General features: G+C 64.8%; 21 protein-coding genes. 7 read left to right on the forward strand and 14 right to left on the reverse strand.

Annotation, left to right across the window (positions count from 1 at the left end; genetic code table 11):
- Positions 1-12 precede the first annotated feature (12 nt).
- Together JQ604_RS00370 and JQ604_RS00375 are read right to left on the reverse strand one after the other, a co-directional pair.
- A complete protein-coding gene (locus JQ604_RS00370; protein WP_212351859.1) occupies positions 13-225 on the reverse strand; it encodes a hypothetical protein in 213 nt (70 codons plus the stop codon).
- Between the two features lie 581 nt (positions 226-806).
- Complete coding sequence (locus tag JQ604_RS00375) at positions 807-1,856, reverse strand: hydroxyacid dehydrogenase (protein ID WP_212351861.1); 1,050 nt, start codon at positions 1,854-1,856, stop codon at positions 807-809.
- Positions 1,857-2,036: 180 nt separating this feature from the next.
- Between JQ604_RS00375 and JQ604_RS00380 the strand changes: the two genes are divergently transcribed.
- Positions 2,037-2,573: a thiamine pyrophosphate-binding protein gene (locus JQ604_RS00380; protein WP_212351863.1), complete on the forward strand. Its 537-nt coding sequence runs from the start codon at positions 2,037-2,039 to the stop codon at positions 2,571-2,573.
- Between the two features lie 8 nt (positions 2,574-2,581).
- Entirely contained in the window at positions 2,582-3,187 is a 606-nt protein-coding gene (locus JQ604_RS00385) for a thiamine pyrophosphate-dependent enzyme (RefSeq protein WP_212351865.1), read from the forward strand.
- 204 nt (positions 3,188-3,391) lie between these two features.
- Here the strand turns inward: JQ604_RS00385 and JQ604_RS00390 are convergent, their stop codons facing one another.
- The 4 genes from JQ604_RS00390 to gcl all read right to left on the reverse strand — a co-directional run bounded on the left by JQ604_RS00390 (position 3,392) and on the right by gcl (position 7,525).
- A complete protein-coding gene (locus tag JQ604_RS00390) occupies positions 3,392-3,778 on the reverse strand; it encodes a DUF1236 domain-containing protein (RefSeq protein WP_212351867.1) in 387 nt (128 codons plus the stop codon).
- Positions 3,779-4,030: 252 nt separating this feature from the next.
- Positions 4,031-4,918: a 2-hydroxy-3-oxopropionate reductase gene (locus tag JQ604_RS00395; protein ID WP_212351869.1), complete on the reverse strand. Its 888-nt coding sequence runs from the start codon at positions 4,916-4,918 to the stop codon at positions 4,031-4,033.
- A 15-nt stretch (positions 4,919-4,933) separates the two neighbouring features.
- The gene (hyi, locus tag JQ604_RS00400; protein WP_212351871.1) at positions 4,934-5,719 is read right to left on the reverse strand and encodes a hydroxypyruvate isomerase; all 786 of its coding nucleotides are present in this window, start codon (positions 5,717-5,719) and stop codon (positions 4,934-4,936) included.
- Between the two features lie 9 nt (positions 5,720-5,728).
- Positions 5,729-7,525: a glyoxylate carboligase gene (gene gcl, locus JQ604_RS00405; RefSeq protein ID WP_212351873.1), complete on the reverse strand. Its 1,797-nt coding sequence runs from the start codon at positions 7,523-7,525 to the stop codon at positions 5,729-5,731.
- Between the two features lie 208 nt (positions 7,526-7,733).
- Here gcl and JQ604_RS00410 point away from each other — a divergent pair, with 208 nt between their 5' ends.
- Entirely contained in the window at positions 7,734-8,966 is a 1,233-nt protein-coding gene (locus tag JQ604_RS00410) for a metalloprotease (protein ID WP_212351875.1), read from the forward strand.
- A 33-nt stretch (positions 8,967-8,999) separates the two neighbouring features.
- Here the strand turns inward: JQ604_RS00410 and JQ604_RS00415 are convergent, their stop codons facing one another.
- The gene (locus tag JQ604_RS00415) at positions 9,000-11,186 is read right to left on the reverse strand and encodes an ATP-binding protein (protein WP_212352688.1); all 2,187 of its coding nucleotides are present in this window, start codon (positions 11,184-11,186) and stop codon (positions 9,000-9,002) included.
- A gap of 224 nt (positions 11,187-11,410) precedes the next feature.
- Here JQ604_RS00415 and JQ604_RS00420 point away from each other — a divergent pair, with 224 nt between their 5' ends.
- The 4 genes from JQ604_RS00420 to cax all read left to right on the forward strand — a co-directional run bounded on the left by JQ604_RS00420 (position 11,411) and on the right by cax (position 17,174).
- Complete coding sequence (locus JQ604_RS00420) at positions 11,411-12,787, forward strand: ABC transporter substrate-binding protein (protein ID WP_212351877.1); 1,377 nt, start codon at positions 11,411-11,413, stop codon at positions 12,785-12,787.
- Between the two features lie 337 nt (positions 12,788-13,124).
- On the forward strand, positions 13,125-13,904 hold the full coding sequence (locus tag JQ604_RS00425; protein WP_212351885.1) for a hypothetical protein: 780 nt from the start codon (positions 13,125-13,127) through the stop codon (positions 13,902-13,904).
- Between the two features lie 302 nt (positions 13,905-14,206).
- Complete coding sequence (locus JQ604_RS00430) at positions 14,207-15,955, forward strand: SulP family inorganic anion transporter (RefSeq protein ID WP_212351887.1); 1,749 nt, start codon at positions 14,207-14,209, stop codon at positions 15,953-15,955.
- 118 nt (positions 15,956-16,073) lie between these two features.
- On the forward strand, positions 16,074-17,174 hold the full coding sequence (gene cax, locus JQ604_RS00435; RefSeq protein ID WP_212351889.1) for a calcium/proton exchanger: 1,101 nt from the start codon (positions 16,074-16,076) through the stop codon (positions 17,172-17,174).
- A 12-nt stretch (positions 17,175-17,186) separates the two neighbouring features.
- On the opposite strand, the gene JQ604_RS00440 is transcribed toward cax, so the two are convergent.
- From JQ604_RS00440 to JQ604_RS00470, 7 genes are all read right to left on the reverse strand, one after another.
- A complete protein-coding gene (locus JQ604_RS00440) occupies positions 17,187-18,248 on the reverse strand; it encodes a ketopantoate reductase family protein (protein ID WP_212351891.1) in 1,062 nt (353 codons plus the stop codon).
- A gap of 122 nt (positions 18,249-18,370) precedes the next feature.
- Positions 18,371-19,156, reverse strand: a complete 786-nt coding sequence (locus JQ604_RS00445; protein ID WP_212351893.1) for an NYN domain-containing protein — start codon at positions 19,154-19,156, stop codon at positions 18,371-18,373.
- Positions 19,157-19,207: 51 nt separating this feature from the next.
- Positions 19,208-20,707, reverse strand: coding sequence for a tripartite tricarboxylate transporter permease (locus JQ604_RS00450; protein WP_212351895.1), 1,500 nt, complete (start codon positions 20,705-20,707; stop codon positions 19,208-19,210).
- Positions 20,707-21,192, reverse strand: a complete 486-nt coding sequence (locus JQ604_RS00455; RefSeq protein ID WP_212351897.1) for a tripartite tricarboxylate transporter TctB family protein — start codon at positions 21,190-21,192, stop codon at positions 20,707-20,709. The genes JQ604_RS00450 and JQ604_RS00455 overlap by 1 nt, the downstream gene beginning before the upstream one ends.
- Positions 21,189-22,157 (reverse strand): Bug family tripartite tricarboxylate transporter substrate binding protein, encoded by a 969-nt coding sequence (locus JQ604_RS00460; RefSeq protein WP_212351899.1) that lies wholly within the window; start codon positions 22,155-22,157, stop codon positions 21,189-21,191. The genes JQ604_RS00455 and JQ604_RS00460 overlap by 4 nt, the downstream gene beginning before the upstream one ends.
- A 115-nt stretch (positions 22,158-22,272) precedes the next feature.
- Complete coding sequence (locus tag JQ604_RS00465; RefSeq protein WP_212351901.1) at positions 22,273-23,115, reverse strand: IclR family transcriptional regulator; 843 nt, start codon at positions 23,113-23,115, stop codon at positions 22,273-22,275.
- A gap of 117 nt (positions 23,116-23,232) precedes the next feature.
- Positions 23,233-25,362, reverse strand: a complete 2,130-nt coding sequence (locus JQ604_RS00470; protein WP_212351903.1) for an acetate--CoA ligase family protein — start codon at positions 25,360-25,362, stop codon at positions 23,233-23,235.
- Positions 25,363-25,416 lie beyond the last annotated feature (54 nt).

The raw sequence follows: 25,416 nt of genomic DNA on the forward strand, positions 1-25,416 counted from the left end.
GACGCCGCTCATTCAGGCGCGCAGTTCGGCCGCCTCGATCTTGATGCGGTCGGCGTGCAGCGACCAGTCGCACAGCGACTGCTGCTCGCAGAACTTGCGCTTGGCCATCTCGGTGGCCTGGCCCTCAGTTGAGGCGTCGATCTCGAGCGAGCCCTGGCAGATCTCGCGCTCACGGCCGTTGCCGCCGAGCACGTCCTTCATGAAGTGAACGACAAAGTGGGACATGGGAAACCCTCCCTCTGCTGCACCGGCAGAGCCTGGGATTCACATACTAGCACTGTCGAAGATTGGCTTTGAGTGAAATCAACGCCGCCGCATGTGGCGGTTGGTTGCGGCGGAACTTTAAGCGCCGGCCTGCGGCAGGCTGGCAGCGGCAATCGCGACGATCTGCGCGATCCGGCGGCCGATCCTGGCCGGGGCGGTGCGGAGCAAAGTCTGGACCTGTCGCATGACACATTTTCCTTGCCGGCCCGGATCGGCCGGGCACAGGAGGAAAATGGCCATATTCGACTAAGTCGTCGATATCTCTGGGAAAATAACGACAAAGCAGTCGCCGGGGGCCGATTTGGCAGTGGGTTTGTTGCTTGGATTGAGGTGGAGACGAAGGAGATTTTCTCCACCGTTCGTTGGCCATGCGGCGCACTGCCACCTCTCCCGCTTGCGGGGGAGGTCGACGCGCTCAAGGAGCGCGGCGGGTGGGGGTTCTCACCACTCAAAGACTTTATGTGGAGACGCCCCCACCCCGCCCTCCCCCCGCAAGCGGGAGAGGGAGCCAACGGCCGGTGCGTGTCGTTAGAAGAGGCAGCCTACTTCGGCGCAAACCCGAACGCCTTCTCGAACCGCTTCGCATAAACCGGCCACACCTCCGGATTGATCACGCGCGGCGGGCGCTTGCCGTCGAGCGCATCAAGCAGTTGCTCGGCGGCGATCCGGCCCATGTTGATGCGGGCTTCGCGGGTGACGCCGGCGGTGTGCGGGCTCGCCAGCACATTGTCGAACTGCAGCAGCGGATGATCCGGCGGCGGCGGTTCCTTGTCCCAGACGTCGAGGCCGGCGCCGGCGATGCGTTTTTCGCGCAACGCATCCTCCAGCGCCTTCTCGTCGTGGATGAAACCGCGCGCGGTGGTGACGAAATAGGCGTGCGGCTGCATCAGCGCAAACTGGTGGGCGCCGATCATGCCGCGATTGTCCTTTGACAGCGGGCACGAGATCGAGACGAAATCCGAACGGCGCATGAGATCGTCGAGCTCGACCTTCTCCGCGCCCCGCTTCGCGATCTCCTCTGCGGACAAATACGGGTCGTAAGCGATCACCTTCATGTGCAAAAGGCCCTTGCACAGCTCGGCGATGCGGCGGCCGACATTGCCGATGCCGACGATCCCGACCGTTTTCTCGCCCACCTCATTGCCGATCAAATCGTTGCGATTGACGTTTCGCTCGCGACGCAACCTGCGGTCGGACTGGATGATCCGCTTCGACAGGGTCAGCATCATCGCAAGCGCGTGCTCGGCGACCGAATTGGCGTTGCCGCCGGACTGGTTGACCACCAGCACGCCGGCCGCAGTGCAGGCGTCGACGTCGACGGGATCGAAGCCCGCACCGTTCGAGGACACGATCAGCAGGTTCGGCGCGCGCTTCAACAGCTCGGCATGAGCATGGAAGTGCGGCGCCAATTCATCGCGGGCGGCGCCGATCTGGTAGGCATGGGCCTCGGCGAGGATGGGAGCGAAAGTCCCCTCCGGCGTGTCGTTCTCGAGCCGGTCGAGCCGGACGTCGGGCCGCCGCTTGAAGATGTCGGTGTAGATCTCGTGGGCGAGATACTTGACGTAGAACACGCGCTTGTTGTTGACAGTCATGGTCGACGCCGTTTCCCCCGAGGTTTTTGTTACGCCCTGTATCGCACGCCGGCGCGCCATCTCACATCGTCGCAATGCGCAAACCCCATTGCGATCAGGGCATGTTGACAATCCCGCACACCGCGTCAAGTTTTGGCCCCTGAAAGCGGCCTCAAGCGTCGCGCGATCAGGGAGTACGGAATGGCGGCCGCCACGGAACAGGACCCAACCTGGCACGGCATCTTGCAGCAGACGCTGAAGCGCAACGAGGTGCGGCTGGTGCCCTACGTGCCCGACCGTGTGCTGACCACGCTGATCAAGAACCTGCACGCCGATCCCTATTTCACCACCTTCCCCACTGCGCGCGAGGAAGAGGCCGTCGGCATCGTCTCCGGCGCCTGGATGGCAGGCACGCGCGGCGCGGTGCTGATGCAGACCTCGGGCTTCGCCACGCTCGCCAACGTGCTGGCCTCGCTGGTGGTACCCTCGCAAATCCCGCTGATCATGATCGTCTCCGAGCGCGGCACGCTCGGCGAATTCAACTATGGCCAGGCGATGGTCTGCCGCACCATGCGCCCGGTGCTGGATTCGCTGGCGATGGAGCACCACACCATCACACGGCTCGACGAGCTCGAATTCATCGCCGACCGCTCGATCAAGCAGGCCGTCACCACCCAGGCGCCGGTCGCGCTGATCCTCTCGCCGCTGCTGACCGGCGGCAAGACTTTTGACAAGTGAGATCGGCCATGAGCAACGCCCCCGCGCGCAACACCAAGGTGATGAACCGCTTCGACCTGACGTCGCGTCTGGTTGCAAAACTGAAGAACGAAGAGGCCGTGGTCGGCGGCATCGGCAACACCAATTTCGACCTCTGGGCCGCCGGCCATCGTCCGCAGAACTTCTATATGCTCGGCAGCATGGGGCTCGCCTTCCCGATCGCCCTCGGCGTGGCGCTGGCGCAGCCGAACCGGCGCGTGTTTGCGCTGGAAGGCGACGGCTCGCTGCTGATGCAGCTCGGCTGCCTCTCCACCATCGCGACGCTGAAACCAAAGAACCTCACCATGGTGGTCCTGGACAACGGCATCTACCAGATCACCGGCAGCCAGCCGACGCCCGCGGCCGGCCATACCGACCTCGTCGCGATTGCGCTCGCGAGCGGGCTGTCGAACAGCTCATGGGCAGCGGACGAAGAGGATTTCGAGCGGCTGATCGAGCAGTCGATGTCCGCGGAGGCGCCGACGCTGATCGGCGTGCGCATCGACGACAAGCCCGGCACCGGCACCACGCGGCGCGATCCCGTGCAGATCCGCGAGCGCTTCATGCATGGGCTGGGCGTGCGGCAGCCGCTTTAGATTCCCCGGTCTCGTGCCCCGGACGCTGCGCAGCACGAAGTGATGCGCTGCCGAGCCGGGCCCATCGCGCGAATGGGTCCCGGTTCTGCACAGCGGCACTTCGCGCCGCAGTGCGCCCGGGACAAGAGAGAGGAATGTGCACTTCAGACACAAATCCCCGCGGGTGGACACCCGCGAGGATTTGATTGCAATCGGCCTGCGCCGTTAATCGATGATCTTGATGATCTTGCGGGTGCGCGGCTCGACGATCACGCGGCGATCATTGACCACCGCATAGCGATACTGCGTGTAGTTCGGGACCGGGCGCAGCACGACCGTGTCGGGCAGCGGCTCGCCGACCACGACGCGCTCGCGCACGACGACCGACCGCTCACCCCGCGGAACGGCGCCGAACACGGCGTTCGGGATTTCCAGGCCCGCGCCGACCGCGGCGCCAACGGTGCCGCCGACCATCGCGCCGACCGGGCCGCCGATCTCACCGCCCGCCGCGGCACCGTTCCGGGCGCCCTCTGCGGTGGTCGACTGCGCGAACGCCGAGGTCGAGGCCAACAGCGACGCGGCAACAAGTGAGATGGCAAGACGCTTGTTCATGATGTTCCTCCAGCGAAGTGACAGATGCCCGTCAACAGCTGCGTGAAGGAGATGTTCCGGTTCCGAGCGGCGCAAAATCTGTTCGTTCCATGGAACGGATTTGTTTCGACGCCCACAACTCTCGTGCCCCGGATGCGGCGCAGCAGGCCGCTGCTTGGCGGCGTGGTGCGCCGCTGTTCCGGCGCCCATCTTGGCGCGGGTCCCGGCTCTGCGGCGCACCGCGAAGACGCGCCGCGTCCGGGACACGACAACTCAGCCGCCGGCGACCTCGTGGTTGGCCATCATTTCCAGCGCGCGCACCATCGCGGAGTGATCCCAGGCCTTGCCGCCATGGGCTGCGCAGGACGAGAATAATTGCTGCGCCAGCGCCGTGCTCGGCAATGACAGGCCGAGCGCCTTTGCGCCTTCGAGTGCGAGGTTGAGATCCTTCTGATGCAGCTCGATGCGGAAGCCCGGATCGAAATTGCGCTTCACCATCCGCTCGCCATGCACCTCGAGAATCCGCGACGAGGCGAAGCCGCCCATCAGCGCCTTGCGCACCAGCGCCGGATCGGCGCCGGCCTTCGACGCGAACAGCAGCGCCTCGCCGACCGCCTCGATGGTCAGCGCGACGATGATCTGGTTGGCGACCTTGGTGGTCTGGCCGTCGCCATTGCCGCCGACATGGGTGACGTTCTTGCCCATCTTCTCGAACACCGGCTTCATGGTGCCGAACGCACGCTCGGGCCCGCCGACCATGATGGTGAGGCTTGCGGCCTTGGCGCCGACCTCGCCGCCGGACACCGGCGCATCGAGATAATCGGCGCCGAGCGCTTCGATCTTCCTGGCGAAGTCCTTGGTCGCGAGCGGCGAGATCGAGCTCATGTCGACCACGATCTTGCCCTTCGACAGGCCCTCCGCGACGCCGTCCTTGCCGAACAGCACGGCTTCGACATGCGGCGTATCCGGCACCATGACGATGACGGCATCGGCCTCCTGGGCGACCTGCCTGCCCGACTTGCAGACGATGCCGCCGCCGGCGAGCAGCTCCGATGGGACCGGCCCCACGTCATGCAGGAAGAGCTTGTGGCCGGCGGCCTGCAGATGCCCCGCCATCGGACGCCCCATGGTGCCGAGGCCGATGAAACCGATATCGATCATTGTTGCTTGTCCTTGTCAGGTTTCGAACATCTGCGCGGCGTGCCAGCCGAGGCCTTCGACCGTCGTGGTGCGCGGCTTGTATTCGCAGCCGATCCAGCCGCGATAGCCGATCGCGTCGAGATGGCGGAACAGGAAGGGATAGTTGATCTCGCCGGTGCCGGGCTCGTTGCGGCCGGGATTGTCGGCGAGTTGCACGTGGGCGATCCGCGCCAGATGCTTTTGCAGCGTGCGCGCGAGATTCCCTTCCATGATCTGCATGTGGTAGATGTCGTACTGCACGAACAGATTGCTCGAGCGCACGTCCGAGATGATCTGCAGCGCCTGCTCGGTACGGTTCAGATAGAAGCCCGGGATGTCGATCGTGTTGATCGGCTCGATCAGCAGCTTGATGCGTTCGCGCGCCAGGGCGTCCGCAGCGAAGCGGAGGTTGTTGATCAGCGTCTCGTTGGTGTCGAAGGCATCGGCGTCATTGGGCAGGATGCCGACCAGGCAGTTGAGCTGCCGGCAATCCAACGCCCTCGCATAGTCGATTGCGCGATGCACGCCGTCGCGAAATTCGTCGACACGATCAGGCATGATCGCGATGCCGCGCTCGCCGGCGGCCCAGTTGCCTGCGGGGAGATTGTGCAGCACCTGGGTCAGCCCGTGCTCGTCGAGCTTTTCGCGCAGCTCCGCCTTGTCGAAATCATAGGGGAACAGATATTCGACGCCGGAGAAGCCTGTGGCCTTGGCCGCGGCGAAGCGGTCGAGGAACGGCATCTCGCCGAATAGCATGGTGAGATTGGCGGCAAATTTCGGCATGGTGGCTCCTCACTCGGCCGGCTGCAGCGCGCCGGGCTTGCGCGCGTGTGTCGGCGTGTCGTCGAGCGGCAGGTCGATGACCTCCTCGAACTCGACGATGTTGTCGATCTCGGTGCCCATCGCGATGTTGGTGACACGCTCAAGGATGAACTCGACCACCACAGGCACCTGGAATTCCGCCATCAACTGGCGCGCGGTCTCGAACGCGGCGGCGGCGTGGTTCGGATCGGTGACGCGGATCGCCTTGCAGCCGAGCCCTTCGGCGACCGCGACGTGATCGACGCCGTAGACGCCGAGCTCAGGCGCGTTGATGTTCTCGAACGAGAGCTGGACATGATAATCCATGTCGAAGCCGCGCTGCGCCTGGCGGATCAGCCCGAGATAGGAGTTGTTCACGACGACGTGGATGTAGGGCAGCTTGAACTGTGCGCCGACCGCGAGCTCCTCGATCAGGAACTGGAAGTCGTAATCGCCCGACAGCGCGACGATTGGCTTGTTGGGATCGGCCGCGCGGACGCCGAGCGCGGCCGGCAGGGTCCAGCCGAGCGGCCCGGCCTGCCCGGCATTGATCCAGTTGCGCGGATGATAGACACCGAGGAACTGGGCGCCGGCGATCTGCGACAGGCCGATCACGCTGACATAGGTGGTGTCGCGACCGAACGCCCTAGTCATCTCCTCATAGACGCGCTGCGGCTTGATCGGCATGTCGTCGAAATGGCTCTTGCGCAGCATGGTGCGCTTGCGGTCCTGGCACGACGCCGGCCACGCCTGCCGCTCTTTCAGCTTGCCCGCCTTGCGCCATTCCTTGGCGACCGAAACGAACAGTTCGAGCGCTGCCTTGGCATCGGAGACGATGCCGAGATCGGGATTGAAGACACGGCCAATCTGAGTTGGCTCGATGTCGACATGGACGAACTTCCTGCCCTTGGTGTAGGTCTCGATCGAGCCGGTGTGACGGTTGGCCCAGCGGTTGCCGATGCCCAGCACGAAATCCGACTGCAGCATCGTGGCGTTGCCGTAGCGGTGGCTGGTCTGCAGGCCGACCATGCCGGCCATCAGCACGTGATCGTCGGGGATCGCGCCCCACCCCATCAAGGTCGGCACCACCGGCACGTTCACGGTCTCGGCGAAGGTCACAAGCAGATCGGACGCATCGGCGTTGATGACACCGCCGCCGGCGACGATCAGCGGCTTCTCCGCCGCGTTCAGCATCTCCAGCGCCTTCTCGATCTGCGCGCGGGTCGCCGCGGGCTTGTAGACCGGCAACGGCGCATAGGTGGTGTCGTCGAACTCGATCTCGGCGAGCTGCACGTCCAGCGGCAGGTCGATCAGCACCGGCCCCGGCCGACCCGAGCGCATGATGTGGAAGGCCTGGCTGAACACGCGCGGCACCAGGCCGGGCTCGCGCACCGTCACGGCCCACTTGGTCACGGGCTTTGCGATCGACTCGATGTCGATGGCCTGGAAGTCTTCCTTGTAGAGCCGCGCGCGCGGCGCCTGGCCGGTGATGCAGAGGATCGGAATCGAATCGGCGATCGCCGAATAGAGCCCGGTGATCATGTCGGTGCCGGCTGGCCCCGAGGTGCCGATGCAGACGCCGATATTGCCGGCCTTGGCCCGCGTGTAGCCCTCGGCCATGTGCGAGGCGCCTTCGACGTGACGCGCCAGGATGTGCTTGATCGAGCCGCGCAGCTTCAGCGCCGAGTACAGCGGATTGATCGCCGCCCCCGGCACGCCGAAGGCGGTCGTGACGCCCTCCTTCTCCAGGATCCGCACCGCCGCATCGATCGCCCGCATCTTCGCCATGTCGCGCCTCGCTCAAGGTGTTGGCCGTGAGGCGATCATCAGGGCAGCGCGATGCGATCTCAACGCAGCGGATTTTATTTCCCGCTGGATGGGAGGGGGTACAAGAATCTCATGAAATCAACCACTTGTGTGCAATTCGAGATGGAAACTTGACCGCACACACCGCAGCACATAGCCAATCCCTGGTCGTCCCACCCGAACGCTTCCCATGCTCTCGCTTCTGACATTGCCGATCGAGTTGCTGCACCTCGCCTTCTACATCGTGCAGGGTGTCGTCGACGCCTTGCGCGGACGCAATCGGCTGCGCTTCGCGGTCGAGGTTGCGGTCAATGCGCCGCGCGAGGCCGTATGGCGCTTCTGTTCTGCCAGCCGCATGCTGCTGGACGGGCCGCCGCCGATGGAGATCGTGACCGAGCCCATCCCCGACGGTGACGGTCTCTTGCTGTCACGCGTCTCCATCAATGGCCAGCTTCGCGCACAGGGCGTCGCCCGCGAAACCGAGCGCGACGAAGTGAAGGGCGTCATCCGCGCGCGATCGGTCGCGCATCAACTGGCGATCCCGCCCGAAGGCGGCCGGGATATCGAAACAGGGCTCATGATCACGGCGACGCCGTCGGGCACGGCGCTGACGATGTCCTATGAGCTGACCGTCCGCGCGTTTCGCGACCGCATCGTCTATCCGATCGGCGTGCGCCGGCTGGCAAGCCAGATCGGCCGGCAATGCGAAAAGGAGGCCGGCGCATCCAGCCGCCTCACCGAGTTCGCCAATCACGGACTGGTGCTGTCGGCTGCAGCCCTGTTGAGCTTTTGTTACCTGTTCGGCTGGAAGGCTGGATTGCTGCTTGCGGTGGTCATCGTGATCCACGAGGCCGGACACGCCGCCGCCATGTGGGTGTCGGGCGTCGGCGTCCGCGCCATCTATCTGATCCCGTTCTTCGGTGGCGCCGCGGTGCCGAGAACGAGCTACGGCAGCGACGCGCGGCTCGGCTTCGTCGCGCTGATGGGGCCGTGTCTGAGCGTCATCCCGACGCTCGGCCTCTATGCTCTCTACCGGCAAACCGGCAGCTTCAACCTTGCGATGGCGGCCGAGATGTTTGCCTTCATCAACGTCGCCAATTTGTTGCCGATCTATCCGCTCGATGGCGGGTTGATCCTCAATGCACTGATCGGCTCCGTGAGCCGGAGGTCCGCCCTGATCGCGGGCTGGGTCGGGATCATCGCCGGCCTCGGCCTTGCCGCCTACCTGCAATCCTTCCTGATCGGCATTCCCTTCCTGCTGTTTGGGCTGCAGCGCTACCTGACCAGCGGCAACATCACGATCGAGCTCAAGCGAATGACACTGGCCGATGGCATCGCGCTGACGCTCGCGTCGATCGCGACCGTTGCGGTCTACGTCGTCATCATCAAGAGCACCATGCTGCTTCCCGGCCACCGCTTCTGACGTTCATCCGCGATTCCATCGCGCTGATCTGCATCAATTCGTCGCCTGTCGGAGATCGAGAACGGCCTCGCCTGGTTCCGGCGGCAGCGTGAATTGGAAGACGGCGCCGCCGCCGTCATTCGCGCTCGCCCACATGCGTCCGCCGTGGGCTTCGACCATCGAGCGGCAGATCGCCAGCCCCATGCCCATGCCCTTCGGCTTGGTGGTGTAGAACGCCTCGAACACCCGCTCCATCGCGGCGGGGTCGAGGCCCGGGCCGGAATCACGCACCGTGACGAGCACGCCGCCCGCCTCCTCACGCTCGGTGTGGATCCGGAGCTCGCGCCTCCCCGCGTCGGTGGCGCTCATGGCTTCAACGGCATTGAGGATCAGGTTCAGGATCACCTGCTGCAGCTGCGTGCGATCGCCACCCACCGCAGGCAGTCCGGGCGCGAGCTCGGTCTGCAGCAGGATGCGATGCTTGAACATTTCGTTTCGGGTCAGCGCGACCATTTCGAGGACGGCTTCGTTGAGGTCGAACCGATCCTTGCGCGGCGGCACCTTGTTGATGAAGGCGCGGATGCCGTGGATCACGTTGCCGGCGCGCGTGCCGTCCTCGACGATTCGGTCAAGCGAGTGACGAACCTCGCGGAGATCGGGCGGCTGGGTGCGCAGCCAGCGCAGGCCGGCCTGGGCGTTGGTCACGGTCGCGGCGATCGGCTGGTTGACCTCATGGGCAATCGAGGCCGTCAGTTGTCCCATCGTGGTGACACGATTGGCGTGCGCAAGTTCGGCCTGCATGGCGCGCAAGGCCTCTTCGGCCCGCCGGCGTTCGGTGATGTGCCGCCCGACGCCGCGGTAGCCGACAAAGCGTCCGCTCGTGTCGAACACCGGCAGGCCGGAGACGGACACGTAACGCTTGCTGCCGTCCGGGGCGAGCCGCGCCAGCTCGAAATCGCGGAACGGCAAATGGGCGTCGAGCGTCTCGCGGTGCTTGCGCCAGGCCTCTTCATCAGGCTCCAGGTAGGGCACTTCCCAACGCGTCTTGCCGATCTCGGAGCCCATCGCCGGCGCGTCGGAAAGGCTGCCGGCAAACTCCTGATGCGTGAAGCGATGTTGCGTATCGCTCTCCCAATACACGTCGAAGGAAAAATGCACGAGGGTGCGAAAGCGCTCCTCGCCCTGCCGCAGTGCCTCTTCCGCCCGCTTGCGCTCGGTCAGATCGAGCACAAAACTGACGCCTTGATTGAGGCTCTGCTCGAAGATCACGCCGCCCATCAGCACCGGCACACGGCTGCCGTCCTTCCGGAAATACTCCTTCTCGAATGGTTGGACGGTCCCCCACTGCTTCAGCTCTTCGACGGTGCGCAGGTCGCGGGCGCGCCATTCGTCCGGCGTCAGGTCTGTCCGGTTCAGGCAACCCGAGGCAAGATCCTCGCGGCTGTAGCCGATCATGTTGAGAAACTGGTCGTTGGCCTCGAGGATATGTCCTGCGAGATCCCAGATGATGATCCCGACGATATTGGCATCGACGAGGTGGCGGATCTTCTTGTCGCGTGCCTGGAGATCGCCCTGAAGCGCGACGTTCTCCGCGATCGCCTTGCGCCGCCGGATCGCTTCAAGCCGTGCAAGCGCCAGCGCCGCCGCCGCCAGCGACGAAACAATGACGACCCCCACAGCGATCAACCATGCCTTGCGCTGTTCGAGTGCCTCGGCGCGCCTCTCCTGATCTACCCGCTGGTAGCGCTCATGGTCCACCATCTGGTCGAGCTGCGACTTGATCTCGTCGAGGCTGCGGATCATCGCAAGCGCGGCCGCGCTGGAGCTGGTTCGGGCATTCCTGACGATGTCGTCGATCTCGCGCAGCTTTGCCGCAACGGTCAGCGCCAGGTGCCCGGCACGATGGCTCTGCAATGGATCGTTTGCGACCAGCGCCTGCAGCTCCTGCGCATCTCGCCGCACGCTTTCGTCGGCGACGCCGTAGGCCTTGAGATAGGTGGGATCGAGCGTCAGCAGATAACCGCGTCGTTGGGCCTCGACGTCGCTGATCACCGTTTTCAGCCGATCCAGTGTCTCGAGCACCTGGCGGCCGCGCTCGAGCGAAAGATCCGACGCTTGTCGCTCCTGCCAATATCGGAAGCCGAGAGATCCGATTGCGACAACTACAATTAGAAGAATCGCAACCACCAGCGCCAGCGGATGAGCAAACCACCGACGGGACTGGCTCAGAGGACCTGACATTGGCGTGCGCTTCGATGTGACGCGTGCGGCTGTATCGTGGTGCCGATGCAGAATATAACGAGTATGATAGAAATATAGCCACGGTCCGAAGTGCGAGCGGAACCGGCATGCTGAACCGCGGAGACTGAACCGGCTTAGAAGCCCGTCGGTCCTCTCGCAATGGGCCAGAACGTCACGGTGGTACCGCGTGTTGCGGAGATCGATGCTCCGCAAGGAGCACCCACATGGCTGCAGACAGGCAATTGCCAGGCAATCCAGGGGCGGCCAGCCGACGCAGTTTCGTGAAAGGGTTGGGCGCGGCGGGAGCGGTCTTGCCCGCTCTCGCCATGCTGCCACGGCGGAGTTTCGCGCAGGACGTCGCCGCAAGCTACACCAGCGCTGCAATCGACTGGAAGCAGGCGGCAGGGCAGACGATCACGCTCGCGGGCGCGGTCCATCCCTGGTCGAACGCGATCACACCGCTGTTGCCCGAATTCACCAAGCTCACCGGCATCAATGTCGCGACCGACTTCCGATTGGAGACGACCTATCTTGGCGCGCTGCCGATCCACCTCAATCGTCGCGACAGCACACCCGACGTCTTCATGTTCACGACCTACGGCCAGGGCATCTCGAACGGATGGGTCGAGCCGTTGAACGCGTACTACTCCGACAAATCGCTGACCGATCCCGCCTGGTACGATGAGACAGACCTGCTCAAGACAGCCCGGGCCTTTCCGTTGTGGAAGGACGGCGAGCGCTATGCCGTCCCGATCACGTCGGAGGCGGTGACCCTGTTCATCAACGGCGGCGCGCTGGCAGCCAGCAACCTTCCCGTTCCCAAGACTTTCGACGAACTGCTGGTCACCGCGAAGGCGATGAAGACCAACGAGATGTCGGGGATCGCGATGCGGGCCCAGGCCGGCGGCAATTCATCCGTGCCGGCCATGAGCTTCCTGTTCTCCTACGGCGCGGACATGGTCAAGGACAACAGGGCCGCTTTCGCCAGCCCCGAGGCCATCGCGGCCATCGAGATGTACGCCCAACTGCTCAGCCAGGCCGGGCCGGCCGGAATCGGCAGCTACGAATGGTATCATGTGCTGGACGACTTCCTTCAGGCCAAGACGGCGATCGCGATCGACAGCAGCAATTTCGCGACCGACATCTCCAACCCCGCCAAGAGCAGCGTGGCCGGTCAGGCGGTGTTTGCCGCCTTTCCGTACCTCGCCGGCCGCACGTCGGTGCCCTTCATGTCGCACTGGCAGGCGTGCATCAATTCGAGGTCGCGCAACAAGCGGGCGGGGTTCCTGCTGTTGCTGTGGGCGACCAGCAGGCCGACCTCGCTACGCACCGCCGCAGCGGGGCTGGCGACGACACGTCTGTCGGCCTGGTCGAGCGACGACTTCAAGAAGGCATTCGGTGCGCAGGCCGCGGAGGCGGCGCTCACCAATTTGCAGAACGCCGATGTCGACCGCGCCAAGGCGATCCTCTTCCATCCGCAATCGAGGCCGATCCTGGACACCTTCATGATCGGCGTGAATGAAGCGGTCTCCGGCGCCAAGCCGGCGAAGATCGCGATGACGAAGGCCGCCGAGCAGGCCAACGCGGCGATCCGCGGATAGCAACGACGATCGCGATCGTTGCCGTCGTCGTCATCAAGAGCACGGTGGCGAGTTCAGGCGCACGCTTCTGAACGCGTGTTCGTCTGCTTTTCTTCATCGTTCATCCGCAGTTCATCAATGTGTCGGTTTTCAGAAATCGACCGATGGAACGCGCCGTTGTGTGCTGCATCTCACGTTGCCGGACAGCGCGCGGCGATATTACGCGAACGCTGATGGAATTTTCGAACGCATGGGCAAAGCAGGTTCACAGACGAATGGTGCGACGACGCACTGCTCCTGACGGGACCTCTCCTGCTCATGGATGCTCAACCCACATTGTCTCGAACAGGAGATCATCATGTTCCGTACTTCAAGCTTGCTAGCAGTTGCGTTCACTGTCGCGGCGCTCGGATCGGCAACGGTCCCGGCTTCCGCGATGCCGAACGGCTTCCACCCCTCGCCGGTCTCCGGCGGCGTCAAGCCGATCCAGCCGGTCAAGCCGCCGCAGGGCCTGCCCTCGGGCGGCAAAGGTCCGGTCGTCGGCGTCGTCGGTCTTGGGCCGAAGAAGCCGCCGGTGGTGAATCCGCCGAAGCTGCCGCCGCCCCCGCCCCCGAAGACGCCCAAGCCGATCATCGGCATGCCGATCGACAACGTCTGCCCGCTCAACAAGTGGAAGTGCCCGCCGAAGCCGTGGCCGTTCCCGCCGAAGCCGGGCAAGCCGCCGATCGTGGTGGTGCTGCCGCCGGTGCAGGTCGGTGTGCCCGTTCCCGTGGGCGTCCCCGTGACCGTCCCGGTTCGCCAGCCCTCTGGCGGCGGATACATTCCGGCCCAGCCGCGGCCGGTGATGCAGCAGGCGGTCCAGAGCTGCCAGGGCATGACCGTCCCGCAGCTTGCTTCGGGCATCGATCAGCTGCTGCCGACCGCTCAGCTGTCCGACGAGGACAAGGCCCGCGTCACCTCGCTGCGGCAGTCGATCCAGGAGCTCGCGACCGACGGCAAGGAATCCGCCGCCCGTGACACCGAGGAGATCGCGATGAACATCCTCGGCTACAAGAAGGTCTCGCTCACCTGCGGTGCTTTCGACTGGGAGAAGCTGCAGCCGGACGCCCGCGCCGACGCCGGCCCGGCGACGAAGTAAGACGAACCGATTGATCCGGCGGAGGCAGCGTCTCGTGCGCTGCCTCCGTTGCGTTTTCAGGCCGGTGCGTGGACTCGCAGCCGCGCGTTTGCGGGCCGCGCTTTACAGGCAGGCGCGGAAATCAACCAAAACAGTCATTCGCCAGGACGTAACCGCGCAGGCAAATATTGATCTTGATCAAGGGTCACCGAGCGATAGCTGAGCTCGATGCTTCCGACCAAAGACATCGCCGCCGCGGCGCAGCCGAGACGGGCAAGGAACGCCAGGCAGATGTGCGACGTTGCCTGCGGGAGTGAGCACCCATGACCCACTGGCTGCCAGGACTCGAAACGCTTCGTCGGTATGAAGCAGCCTGGCTTCCGCGCGATGTCTTTGCCGGTCTCGTGCTGGCGACAATGCTGGTGCCGGTCGGAATTGCCTATGCGACCGCATCGGGCTTGCCTGGCATCTATGGCCTCTACGCCACGATCGTGCCGCTGCTGGCGTACGCGTTGTTCGGCCCGAGCCGCATTCTCGTGCTGGGGCCGGACTCGGCGCTGGCGGGAATTCTGCTGGGGGTCATCGCTCCCCTGGCTCACGGCGATCCCCTGCGTGCCGTCACGCTGGCCGGCATGATGGCGATCGTCTCGGGAATGGTTTGCATCCTGGCAGGTGTCGCGCGCCTTGGCTTTGTCACCGAACTGCTCTCCAAGCCGATCCGCTACGGATACATGAACGGAATTGCGCTGACCGTCCTGATCAGCCAGTTGCCGAAGCTCTTGGGCTTTTCCGTCGAGAGCGCGGGCCCGTTGCGCGACATGTGGGCGATCGTCGGCGCGATCCTTGCGGGACAGATCAACTGGGTCGCGGCCGCGATCGGGTTCGCGACGTTGATCGTGATCCTGCTGCTCAAGAACAGCAAGCTGCCTGGCATTCTGATTGCGGTGGTTGGCGCCACGATCATTGTCGGGGCGCTCGATCTCGGGACAGAGCACGGCGTCAAGGTGCTGGGTCCGCTCCCCCAGGGTCTGCCGGCTTTCACCATCCCGTGGATCACCTATGGCGACATCGTCCCGGTGGTGCTCGGCGGCTGCGCCATCGCGATGGTGTCGTTTGCCGATACGAGCGTGCTGTCACGGGCCTACGCGGCGCGATTGGGAGATCGGGCCGACCCCAACCAGGAAATGGTCGGGCTTGGCGCCGCCAATCTCGCGGCAGGATTGTTCCAGGGCTTCCCGATCAGCAGCAGCAGCTCGCGCACCCCGGTTGCGGAAGCCGCCGGCGCCCGCACGCAACTCACCAGCGTCATCGGCGCGCTGGCCATCGCCTTGCTTCTGCTGGTCGCGCCAAATCTCCTGCAGCATTTGCCGAACGCGGCATTGGCCGCTGTCGTCATCGCAGCGGCGATTGGACTGTTCGAGATTGCCGACCTCAAGCGGATCTATCGCATTCAACAGTGGGAATTCTGGCTGGCGATCGTCTGCTTTGTCGGTGTCGCCGTGTTCGGCGTGATCCAGGGAATAGGTCTTGCGATCGTGCTCGCCATTATCGAGTTCCTGTGGGACGGCTGGCGCCCCCATTCCGCCGTGCTGGGGCGCGCCTACGGCGTCAAAGGCTACCACGACATCACACGATATCCCGATGCGCGCCGGATCCCCGGGCTCGTCCTGTTTCGCTGGGATGCGCCGTTGTTTTTTGCCAATGCTGAATTCTTCAGGGAGCGCGTCCTGGATGCCGTCGCGGCGTCGCCAACGCCGGTGCGCTGGCTGGTCGTTGCCGCGGAGCCGGTGACGAGCGTCGACGTCACCGCCTGCGACGTGGTCGCCGAACTGGACCGGACGTTGCACGCGCGGGGCATCGAATTGTGCTTTGCCGAGCTCAAGGATCCCGTGAAGGACAAGCTGAAGAGATTTGGCCTGTTCGAGCAGCTTGGCGCGCATTACTTCTTCCCGACCATCGGCGTCGCCGTCTCCCGTTATCTCGAGAACAACAACGTGGAATGGGAGGATTGGGAGGACCATGATCCCGGGCTGGAGACCGTCGCCAGTCGAAATTCAACGTCCAGGCCTTAGCCGGCACGTCGAGCCTGCGGCTTTGCCTGGCCAAGGTCGCGCCTTGAGCTAGATCAACGTCCTCCCTCTGCGCCCGCCGGACCTTTCCGCCAGCACGTCGATGGAAAGGACGGCTGACATGCAACCTCTGTTCAGGGAAATCCGGGATACGCCTCTGCTCTGGATGCTGGTCTTCGTGCCCGTCGTACTGGTGGCCGAGGCCACCGTCCCGGAATCCCACACCCTGCTGTTCGTGCTGGCCGTGGTCGCCATCGTGCCGCTGGCGGCGCTGCTCAGCCACGCCACTGAGGCGGTTGCCGCCAAGACCGGCGATGCGGTGGGCGGGCTGCTCAATGCAACGCTCGGCAATTTGACCGAGCTGATCATCGCCATCACGGCGCTGCACGCCGGCCAGTACATGCTGGTGAAAGCCTCCATTGCGGGCGCGATCGTCACCAATGCGATGTTCATGCTCGGCGCCTGCCTGCTGCTCGGCGGCGTGCGCTACCACGTCCAGGAGTACAACCGCGCCGGCGCGCGACTGTCGTCCGGCCTGTTGCTGATGGCCACCGTCGCCCTGCTCGCCCCGTCGGCGGTCGCCGATCTCGATCACCTGCCGCCGGGTGGAAACATCATCCACAAGCTCAGCATCGGCATCTCCGTCCTCCTCATCCTCGCCTACGCGCTCGGCCTGTTGTTCTCGCTCAGGACCCACAAGGAATTGTTCGAAGGGGCCGGTCATGGCGACGAAAAGGAGGCGCACTGGCCGATCGGCCTCGCCATCGGCACGCTGCTGGCCGTGACCGTGCTGGTCGCGCTGGTCAGCGAGATCTTCGTGGAATCCGTGCAGAAGGCCGCGGAAAGTTTCGGCATGAGCCCGGCCTTCGTCGGCTTCATCATCGTCTCGCTGGTCGGTGCCGCCGCCGAATTTGCCGTCGCCTTTGCCGCAGCACGCAAGAACCGGCTCGACATGAGCGTCAGCATTGCGCTCGGCAGCGCATCCCAGATCGCCCTGTTCGTCGCGCCGGCGCTGGTGCTGCTCAGCTATGTCGTGGGTCCCAAGCCGATGGACCTGCAGTTCTGGCCGGGCGCCGTGACCATGGTGATGATTGCAACGGTGACGGCGAGCTTCGTCACCACGAGTGGACGCTCGGCCTGGTTCGTCGGCGCGCTGCTGATCCTCATCTATGCGGTGTTTGCACTGACACTGTATGTGGTGCCGCCCGCGGGCGAGGGATGACGCGGAGCCCGCTCAGTTGAGCCTGAGATCGGTGATGTGCCGCGGATCCGGTTTCAGCTCACCGGTCTCGACACGCTTGACGATGTCGGTCAGCGCGGCGTTCGCCGGACACGCCATGCCGAGCTTCTCGCCCTCCCGCACCACGAGGCCGTTGATGAACTCGATCTCGGTGCGCCGGCCCTTCTGGATGTCCTGACCCATCGAGGGGCGCTGCTGCCCGGAGGTCTTCCTGGCATCCTTGAAGCGCTGCTCGTCGCAGGTCAGCATCGCGGCCGTATCGCCCTCGCCTGCGCGCGCGATCGTCTCCGGCGGCAAATGCAGGATCTCCTCGAGTTGATAGCCCTGCGCCTGGCCGACCCGGATCGCCTCGCTGCCGAGCCGCGTCGCAAAACGCCGCAGCGGCTCGCTCTGCAACACGTCGTTCCCCGGCAGGCCCGTGCAGGCCGACAGCCCATTGCCCATCACGTTGGCGACGAGCTTCGACCAACGCTCGCCCCAGAGATTGCTGGTCACCTTGGCGCTGTCGGAATAGCCGACCAGCCGGCACACCTCTTCGGCGCGCGGCGTGATGCGGCCGTGCACCTCGCCGGCGCGAAACACGGTGTGCGCCGCCCCGCCCTTGCCGGCGCCACGGTGGATGTGGCCGGGCTCCGGCAGGTTGACCGTGATGCTGCTCGCGATGCAGCCGAGCGTCTTGCCCCAGCCGACCACGCCGGCGATCGTTTCCTCGTTCATGCAGTTCTGCAGCGAGACGACAAAACCATCCGCCGCAAGATATTGCCGGATCAGCATGGTCGCCCACGCCGTGTCGTACGACTTCATGCAGACGAAGGCGATGTCGACCGGCTTCTCCTTTGCAAGTTGCTGCGCATCCGTGACGTGCAGCGCGCGCACCGGCACGGTGAATTCCGGAACGTCCATCGCGTGGGTGACGCGCAGGCCGTGCTTGCGCATATGCTCGACATGCTCGGGCCAGGGATCGATGAAGGTGACATCCTCGCCCGCCTGTACCATGTGCGAGCCGGCGTAGCCGCCGACGGCCCCCGCTCCGACGATCGCGATCTTCCGGCCCATGACGCTCTCCCCTTTTGATTTTCTGTTGGGCGCAGTCTAGTGGATCGGACGCATCCGCCAACGGCGCGCATCATGCGGCATGGGAGACCGTGCCATGCGTCCGGCGCGCGATCAGGTCTTGATCAGCTCTTGGCTTCCGCAGGCTTCCGCCGCGAGCGCCGCTTCGGCGCCGGCGGTGGCGGCGCCACCGCCACGGGCTTGACGCGAATCCGCACCGATCCCTTGGACTGGTCGAGCTCGAAGGCGTTGGTCTTGCGCACGAGGTCGATCAATTTGCGGGAACCATAGGTCCGCGGATCGAAATCGGACGCCAGATTGGTCACCTGCTGTCCGATCACGCCAAGCGCGACCCAGCCGTCTTCGCTTTCCGTTTGCGTAATGACGTTCTTGATGATCGCCGTCGCAGCCTCCGGCGGCTGCAGCGACCGCGGCGTCGACGCGGCATCGCGATTGTTCACCACGCCGCCGCGCAAATTCTCGGTGTAGACGAACTTGCGGCAGGCTTGCCGAAAACTCTCCGGCGTCTTCTGCTCGCCGAACCCGAACACGTCGATGCCGTGCTCGCGGATCCGCGCCGCGAGCCGGGTGAAGTCGCTGTCCGACGACACCAGGCAGAAGCCGTCGAAGCGGCCGCTATGCAGCAAGTCCATCGCATCGATCACCAGCGTGATGTCGGAGGCGTTCTTGCCGGTCGTATAGGCAAACTGCTGCTGTGGGATGATGGCGTGCTTGGCAAGGATATCGGCCCAGCCCTTCGACCGCGCATTGGAGAAATCGCCATAGATGCGGCGAACGCTGGCCTCACCGATTTTTGCAATCTCCTCAAACAGCCCGTCCGCGATCTTGGCCGACGTGTTGTCGGCGTCGATCAGGACGGCGAGACGGGGCGAGCGGATTTCGGATGGCATGGCGATTCCCCAATGGTGCGCCTGCATTAGAGGACAACTGTGACGAGACGGCTAGTCCTCGTTCGCCTTGAACCGCCCGAGCCCCTTCAGCACGAACGGTGCCAGCAGCGCGATCAGCGCCACCGCGAGCAGCGTCGCCGAGATCGGGCTTTGCAGCAGCGTCATGGGATCGCCGAGGCTGATCGCGAGTGCGCGGCGCAGCTGGCTCTCAGCGATCGGCCCGAGGATCAGGCCGACCACGACGGGTGCGATCGGGAAATCGAACCGGCGCATCAGGAAGCCGAGCACGCCGAAGCCGGCCAGCATCGACAATTCGACCACCGAGGGTTTTGCGGCGATGGTGCCCATGGTCGCGAACACGAGAATGCCCGCGTAAAGCCAGGGTTGCGGGATCGCGAGCAGCCGCACCCACAATCCGACCAGCGGCAGGTTCAGCACCAGCAGCATCATGTTGGCGATGAACAGGCTCGCGATCAGGCCCCACACCAGATCGGGCCGCTCGGCGAACAGCAGCGGCCCTGGATTGAGACCATATTGCTGGAAACCCGCGAGCATCATGGCGGCGGTGGCCGAGGTCGGCAGGCCGAGCGTCAGCAGCGGCACCAGCGTGCCGGCGGCGGAGGCGTTGTTGGCAGCTTCAGGTCCGGCGACGCCTTCGATCGCGCCCTTGCCGAACTCTTCGGGATGCTTGGTCAGACGCTTCTCGGTCGAATAGGACAGGAAGGTCGGAATCTCCGCGCCGCCCGCCGGCAGCGCGCCGATCGGGAAGCCGAACATGGTGCCGCGCAGCCAAGGCTTCCACGACCGCTTCCAGTCTTCTTTTGTCATCCACAGCGAGCCGCGCACCGGCTCGAGCTTCTCCTCGGTGTGGTGACGGCGCGAGGCGACGTAGAGCGCCTCGCCCACGGCGAACAGGCCGACGGCCAGCGTTGTCACCTCGACGCCATCGAGCAGTTCGGGGACGCCGAATGCGAGGCGCGCCTGCCCCGTCAGCTTGTCGATGCCGACCAGGCCGAGCGTCAGACCGATGAACAGGCTGGTCAGGCCGCGGATCGGCGAGTCGCCGAAGGTCGCTGATACCGTGACGAAGGCGACGCACATCAGCGCGAAGTAGTCTTCGGGGCCGAAGCGCACCGCGAAATCGACCAGCCATGGCGCGAGGAACGCCAAGCCAATGGTGGCGATGGTGCCGGCGACGAAGGAGCCGATCGCGGATGTCGCGAGCGCCGGCCCGCCGCGGCCGGCCTTGGCCATCTTGTTGCCTTCGAGCGCGGTCGCCATCGAGGCGCTCTCGCCCGGCGTGTTGATCAGGATCGCGGTGGTCGAGCCGCCATACATGCCGCCGTAATAGATGCCGGCGAACATGATCAGCGAGCCGCCGGGATCGAGCTTGTAGGTGACCGGCAGCAGCAGCGCGACCGTCAGCGCCGGGCCGATGCCGGGCAGCACGCCAACCGCGGTGCCGAGGAACACGCCGATCAGCGCATACAGCAGATTCATCGGCTGGACGGCGACCGCCATGCCGTGGGCCAGCGCCGCAAACGTGTCCATCACAGCAGTCGCTCCAGCGGTCCGGCGGGCAGGCTCAGCGTCAACAGGCGGTCGAACGCGAGATAGATGAGGGTCGACATCACCAGCGCGATGATGCTGTCGACGAGGATGGCGCGGCGGCCGAACGCGGCCGAGGTCGTGACGAACAGCGCCGAGGTCGCGAGGATGAAGCCGCCGCCGAAGCCGATGATGCCGATCAAAAGCGCAAGGCCGATCAGGATCAGGACAACAGGCACCGGATCGGTGCTCTCGCGCGCCGGCAGATTGCCGCGCAACGCGTCGATGAAATTGCCGATCGCGAGCAGCGCGAGGCCGCAGGCGATCACGACCGGCATCGCCTCGGGTCCCATGCCGTACATCGCACCCGATGACAAGCCGCGCGCGTCCCACACCAGCACCGCAGCGAGTGCGGCGAGCAGCGCCGCGATCACGATGCCGGCGCGATCAACGCGCCGCTGATGTTGCGCGGGATCGCCTGAGCTCATGACTTGACGAGGCCGACGGACTTCAGCACGTCGGTGACGCGCACGGTTTCCTTCTTCAGGAAGTCGGCAAAGGCGTCACCACCGAGATAGGCATCCTCCCAGCCCTTCTGCTTGAGGATTTCCTTCCAGGAATCCGACTTCACCATCTTCTCGACCGCGTCGCTCAGCACCTTCTTCTGCTCCGGCGTGATGCCGGGTGGCGCCACCACCGAACGCCAGTTGGCGATCACGAGGTCGATGCCCTGCTCCTTGAAGGTCGGGATGTCGCTGCCCGCGATCCGCTTCTCGGAGGTGATGCCGATCGCGCGCAGCTTGCCGGACTTGATCTGGCCTTCGTATTCGCTCAACCCCGAAATGCCCGCGGTGACCTTGGCGCCGAGGATCGCCGCCAGCGACTCGCCGCCGCCGGAGAACGGGATGTAGTTGATCTTCTTCGGATCGGCGCCGACCGCGCCGGCGAACAGCGCCGCCATCACGTGATCGACGCCGCCGGCCGAGCCGCCGGCGAAGGTGACTTTTGCAATGTCGGCCTTGACCGCCGCGGCAAGATCCTGCGCCGTTTTGATCGGCGAGCTCGCCGGAACGACGATCACCTGAATCTCTTCCGTAAGGCGTGCGATCGGCGTCACCTGCTCCAGCGTCACCGGCGATTTGTTCATGGCGAGCGCACCAACCATGACGAAGCCGTTGACCATCAGCTGATGACCGTCGCCCTTCGCGCCGTTGACGAACTGCGCAATGCCGACGCTGCCGCCCGCGCCGGGGACGTTGGTCACCTGCACGCTGCGCGCCACGCCCGAGGCGACCAGCGCCTGCTGCATCGAGCGCGCGGTCTGGTCCCAGCCGCCGCCGGGCGCCGCCGGCGCCATCACCTTGAGCTCGAGCTGCTGCGCAAAGGCAGGCGCGGCCACACTGAGGGTCAGCGCGACGGCTGCGCCGGCAAGGCGCGCGGGAAATCGAAACATGAGGGCAATCTCCAGGCTCGTGCGGACGTTGTTGCGTGTTGGCCGCATTGTGTCGTTTCGCCGCATATCAGCCAAAACGGCTGATGCTGTCCAGCGACGACGCCCTGGTTCCGTATTAACAAGAAGTCGGCATCACCCCGCCGAGTGCGAGCGTCAACTCCTGCGCGACCTCGCGCACGATCTGGCCGACTTCCGGCAATCTCTCGTCCGTCAAGCGGCTTGTCATGCCGGAGACGGAGATCGCCGCGAGCGGTTCGGCGCAGTCGTTGTACACAACTGCGGCAATACAGCGCAGGCCCATACAGGCCTCTTCGTCGTCGAGCGCGTAGCCCTGCTTGCGGATCTTTTCCAGCTCCCTGAACAGGTCGCTCGGCCGCACGATCGATTTTTCCGTCAAGCGCGGCATGCCGTGGTGACGGATGATGGCGCTGACGTCGTCATTGGAATAGGTCGCGAGCACCGCCTTGCCGACGCCGGAGGCGACCATTGCGGCACGGCCGCCGACCTTGGTCAGCGAGCGCATGATCTCGCGGCTCTCCATGCGCGTCAGCACGATGATGAACTCGTCGTCGACGACGGCGAGATTGGCCGTCTCGCGGGTCAGGTCGCGCAGCTTGCGCAGATAGGGAATCGCCTGGGCCGAGAAATTGCGGCGGCGCGCAAACGTCGCGCCCACGCTGAAGGCGCGCGAGCCGACATGCCACTTGGATTGGGTGCGGTCGAACTGGACGAAGCGCCGACTTTCCAGCGTCGCCAGCAAACGATGCACGGTCGAGGTCGACAATCCCGTGCGGACGGCGAGGTCGCTGAGGCGATACCCCTCGTCGTCCTCGGCGAGCGTGGTGAGGATCGATAATGCGCGGTCGACGGACTGCACGCCGCCGTCGCGGGCCTCGGGCTCGTTCTCACCTGTGGATTTCGGCTCAACGGCCCTGCGGCGGATCACGGCTTTCCTCATCGCGACCTGCATCATATCAGCCTGTCAAACTAGCGGCGTGCCACCCGTCAAACTTTCCCGCATCGTGGAAAACGCCGCTCCGGAGCATGTTCCGGAGCGGCGCAAACTATTGATAGATCAGAGCAGGCCCGCGCCGCGCGCCCACTTGTACTTGGCGCCGAGCACCTCGACCGGCAGCTCGGTCGAATAGGCATAGGCCGGGATGCCGTGCTGGTAGAGATATTCGGCGGCTTCCTCGACCTCGACGTCGCCCGCGAGCGAGGCGACCATCGGCTTCACGAAGCCCTTGGCCTCCATCTCCTTCTTCACCTCGACCATGTTGCGCGCGAACACCATCGGCGGGGTCACGATCGTGTGCCAGTAGCCGAGGATCAGCGAGTGGATGCGCTCATCCGACAGGCCGAGCTTGACCGTGTTGACGTAGGTGATCGGCGGCTCGCCACCGGTGATATCCACAGGATTTCCGGCCGCGCCGAACGGCGGGATGAACTTGCGGAAGGCCGCATCGAGATCCGGCGGCATCGACATCAGCGACAGGCCGTTGTCGACGCAGGAGTCCGACAGCAGCACGCCCGAACCACCGGCACCGGTGATGATCAGCACGTTCTCGCCCTTCGGCGTCGGCAGCACCGGCACGCCACGGGCAAATTCGAGCAGCTGGCGAAGCGAACGTGCGCGGATCACGCCGGACTGCTTGAACACGTCCTCGTAGATCTTGTCGTTGCCGGCGAGCGCGCCGGTGTGCGACGAGGCCGCCTTCGCGCCGGCCGAGGTGCGGCCGGCCTTGAGGACGACGACCGGCTTCTTCTTGGAGACGCGCCTGGCGGCTTCCGCGAAGGCGCGGCCGTCCTTCAGATCCTCGCAATGCTGCGCGATGAGATTGGTGTTGGGATCCTGCTCGAAGAAGGCGAGCAGATCGTCCTCGTCGATGTCGGACTTGTTGCCGAGGCCGACGATCGCCGACACACCCATCTTCGCCGAGCGCGAAAAGCCGATGATCGCCATGCCGATGCCGCCGGACTGCGACGACAGCGCCGCGTGGCCCTTGACGTCGTAGGCGGTGCAGAAGGTCGCGCAGAGGTTCGACCACGTATAATAGAAGCCGTAGATGTTCGGCCCCATCAGGCGGACGTTGTACTTCTTGCCGACCTCGACGATCTCGGCCTGCAGCTCCGGCGCGCCGGCTTCGGCAAAGCCCGAGGGAATCAGCACCGCGCCCGGAATTTTCTTCTCGCCGCATTCGGCGAGTGCGCCGGCGACGAATTTTGCCGGGATCGCGAACACAGCGGTATCGATCACGCCGGGAACGTCCTTGACGCTCTTGTAGGCCTTGTAGCCGAGGATCTCCGCGGCCTTCGGATGGATCGGATAGATCTCGCCCTTGTAACCGCCGTTGACGAGATTCTTCATCACGGAGTTGCCGATCTTGCCGTCCTCCGCGGAGGCGCCGATCACCGCAACCGCCTTCGGCTGCATGATGCGGTTCATCGCGGTGACGATCTCTTCGGTCGGGCGCGGCGCCGGGCGCGGCTTGTAGTCGAAGTCCACGACGATGCGGACGTCGGCGGCGATCGCATTGGCCTTGGTGGCGAACACAGGGTTGAGGTCGAGCTCGACGATCTCGGGGAAATCGGAGACCAGCTGCGAGACCTTGACGATGACGTCGGACAGCGCCTCGCGATTGACGGGATCGCCGCCGCGCACACCCTTGAGCATTTCATGAGCCTGGATGCCGTCGAGCATCGACAGCGCGTCCTGCTTCGTGGCGGGCGCAAGGCGGAAGGTGACATCCTTCAACACTTCGACCAGCACGCCGCCGAGGCCGAAGGCGACCAGCTTGCCGAATGAGCCGTCGGTGATGGAGCCTACGATCACCTCGGTGCCGCCGCCCAGCATCTGCTGCACCTGGATGCCTTCGATCTTGGCATCGGCCTTGTACTTCTTGGCGTTGGCGAGAATCGTCTCGTAGCTCTTCTCGGCTTCAGCGGCACTCTTGACGCCGACGATGACGCCGCCCGCTTCGGTCTTGTGGAGAATGTCCGGCGAGACGATCTTCATCACCACCGGGAAGCCCATGTCGCCGGCGAGGCGCGCCGCATCGGCCGCCGACTTCGCCACGCCCTCCTTCGGCACCGGGATGCCGTAGGCGTCGCACACGATCTTACCTTCCGGAGCCGTCAGGCTCGTGCGCTTGTCTGCTTTGACCGCATCGAGAACTTTGCGGACTGCATCTTTTGAGTTTGACATCGGCTTCCTCCTGGGACAATTTCATGGCATTTGGTATGCCACGAAAGGAAATGT

The sequence above is a fragment of the Bradyrhizobium jicamae genome, from assembly GCF_018130695.1.
Taxonomy (GTDB): domain Bacteria; phylum Pseudomonadota; class Alphaproteobacteria; order Rhizobiales; family Xanthobacteraceae; genus Bradyrhizobium; species Bradyrhizobium jicamae_B.

Bases quoted from the DNA above. Each gene is read 5' to 3' on its own strand.
- JQ604_RS00425 (WP_212351885.1), top strand. From the start codon at position 13,125: ATGTTCCGTACTTCAAGCTTGCTAGCAGTTGCGTTCACTGTCGCGGCG.
- JQ604_RS00410 (WP_212351875.1), top strand. From the start codon at position 7,734: ATGCTCTCGCTTCTGACATTGCCGATCGAGTTGCTGCACCTCGCCTTC.
- JQ604_RS00390 (WP_212351867.1), bottom strand. From the start codon at position 3,778: ATGAACAAGCGTCTTGCCATCTCACTTGTTGCCGCGTCGCTGTTGGCC.
- JQ604_RS00420 (WP_212351877.1), top strand. From the start codon at position 11,411: ATGGCTGCAGACAGGCAATTGCCAGGCAATCCAGGGGCGGCCAGCCGA.
- JQ604_RS00440 (WP_212351891.1), bottom strand. From the start codon at position 18,248: ATGGGCCGGAAGATCGCGATCGTCGGAGCGGGGGCCGTCGGCGGCTAC.
- JQ604_RS00375 (WP_212351861.1), bottom strand. From the start codon at position 1,856: ATGACTGTCAACAACAAGCGCGTGTTCTACGTCAAGTATCTCGCCCAC.
- JQ604_RS00430 (WP_212351887.1), top strand. From the start codon at position 14,207: ATGACCCACTGGCTGCCAGGACTCGAAACGCTTCGTCGGTATGAAGCA.
- JQ604_RS00395 (WP_212351869.1), bottom strand. From the start codon at position 4,918: ATGATCGATATCGGTTTCATCGGCCTCGGCACCATGGGGCGTCCGATG.
- gcl (WP_212351873.1), bottom strand. From the start codon at position 7,525: ATGGCGAAGATGCGGGCGATCGATGCGGCGGTGCGGATCCTGGAGAAG.
- JQ604_RS00415 (WP_212352688.1), bottom strand. From the start codon at position 11,186: ATGTCAGGTCCTCTGAGCCAGTCCCGTCGGTGGTTTGCTCATCCGCTG.
- hyi (WP_212351871.1), bottom strand. From the start codon at position 5,719: ATGCCGAAATTTGCCGCCAATCTCACCATGCTATTCGGCGAGATGCCG.
- JQ604_RS00385 (WP_212351865.1), top strand. From the start codon at position 2,582: ATGAGCAACGCCCCCGCGCGCAACACCAAGGTGATGAACCGCTTCGAC.
- JQ604_RS00380 (WP_212351863.1), top strand. From the start codon at position 2,037: ATGGCGGCCGCCACGGAACAGGACCCAACCTGGCACGGCATCTTGCAG.
- JQ604_RS00465 (WP_212351901.1), bottom strand. From the start codon at position 23,115: ATGAGGAAAGCCGTGATCCGCCGCAGGGCCGTTGAGCCGAAATCCACA.
- JQ604_RS00445 (WP_212351893.1), bottom strand. From the start codon at position 19,156: ATGCCATCCGAAATCCGCTCGCCCCGTCTCGCCGTCCTGATCGACGCC.
- cax (WP_212351889.1), top strand. From the start codon at position 16,074: ATGCAACCTCTGTTCAGGGAAATCCGGGATACGCCTCTGCTCTGGATG.
- JQ604_RS00450 (WP_212351895.1), bottom strand. From the start codon at position 20,707: ATGGACACGTTTGCGGCGCTGGCCCACGGCATGGCGGTCGCCGTCCAG.
- JQ604_RS00470 (WP_212351903.1), bottom strand. From the start codon at position 25,362: ATGTCAAACTCAAAAGATGCAGTCCGCAAAGTTCTCGATGCGGTCAAA.
- JQ604_RS00370 (WP_212351859.1), bottom strand. From the start codon at position 225: ATGTCCCACTTTGTCGTTCACTTCATGAAGGACGTGCTCGGCGGCAAC.
- JQ604_RS00455 (WP_212351897.1), bottom strand. From the start codon at position 21,192: ATGAGCTCAGGCGATCCCGCGCAACATCAGCGGCGCGTTGATCGCGCC.
- JQ604_RS00460 (WP_212351899.1), bottom strand. From the start codon at position 22,157: ATGTTTCGATTTCCCGCGCGCCTTGCCGGCGCAGCCGTCGCGCTGACC.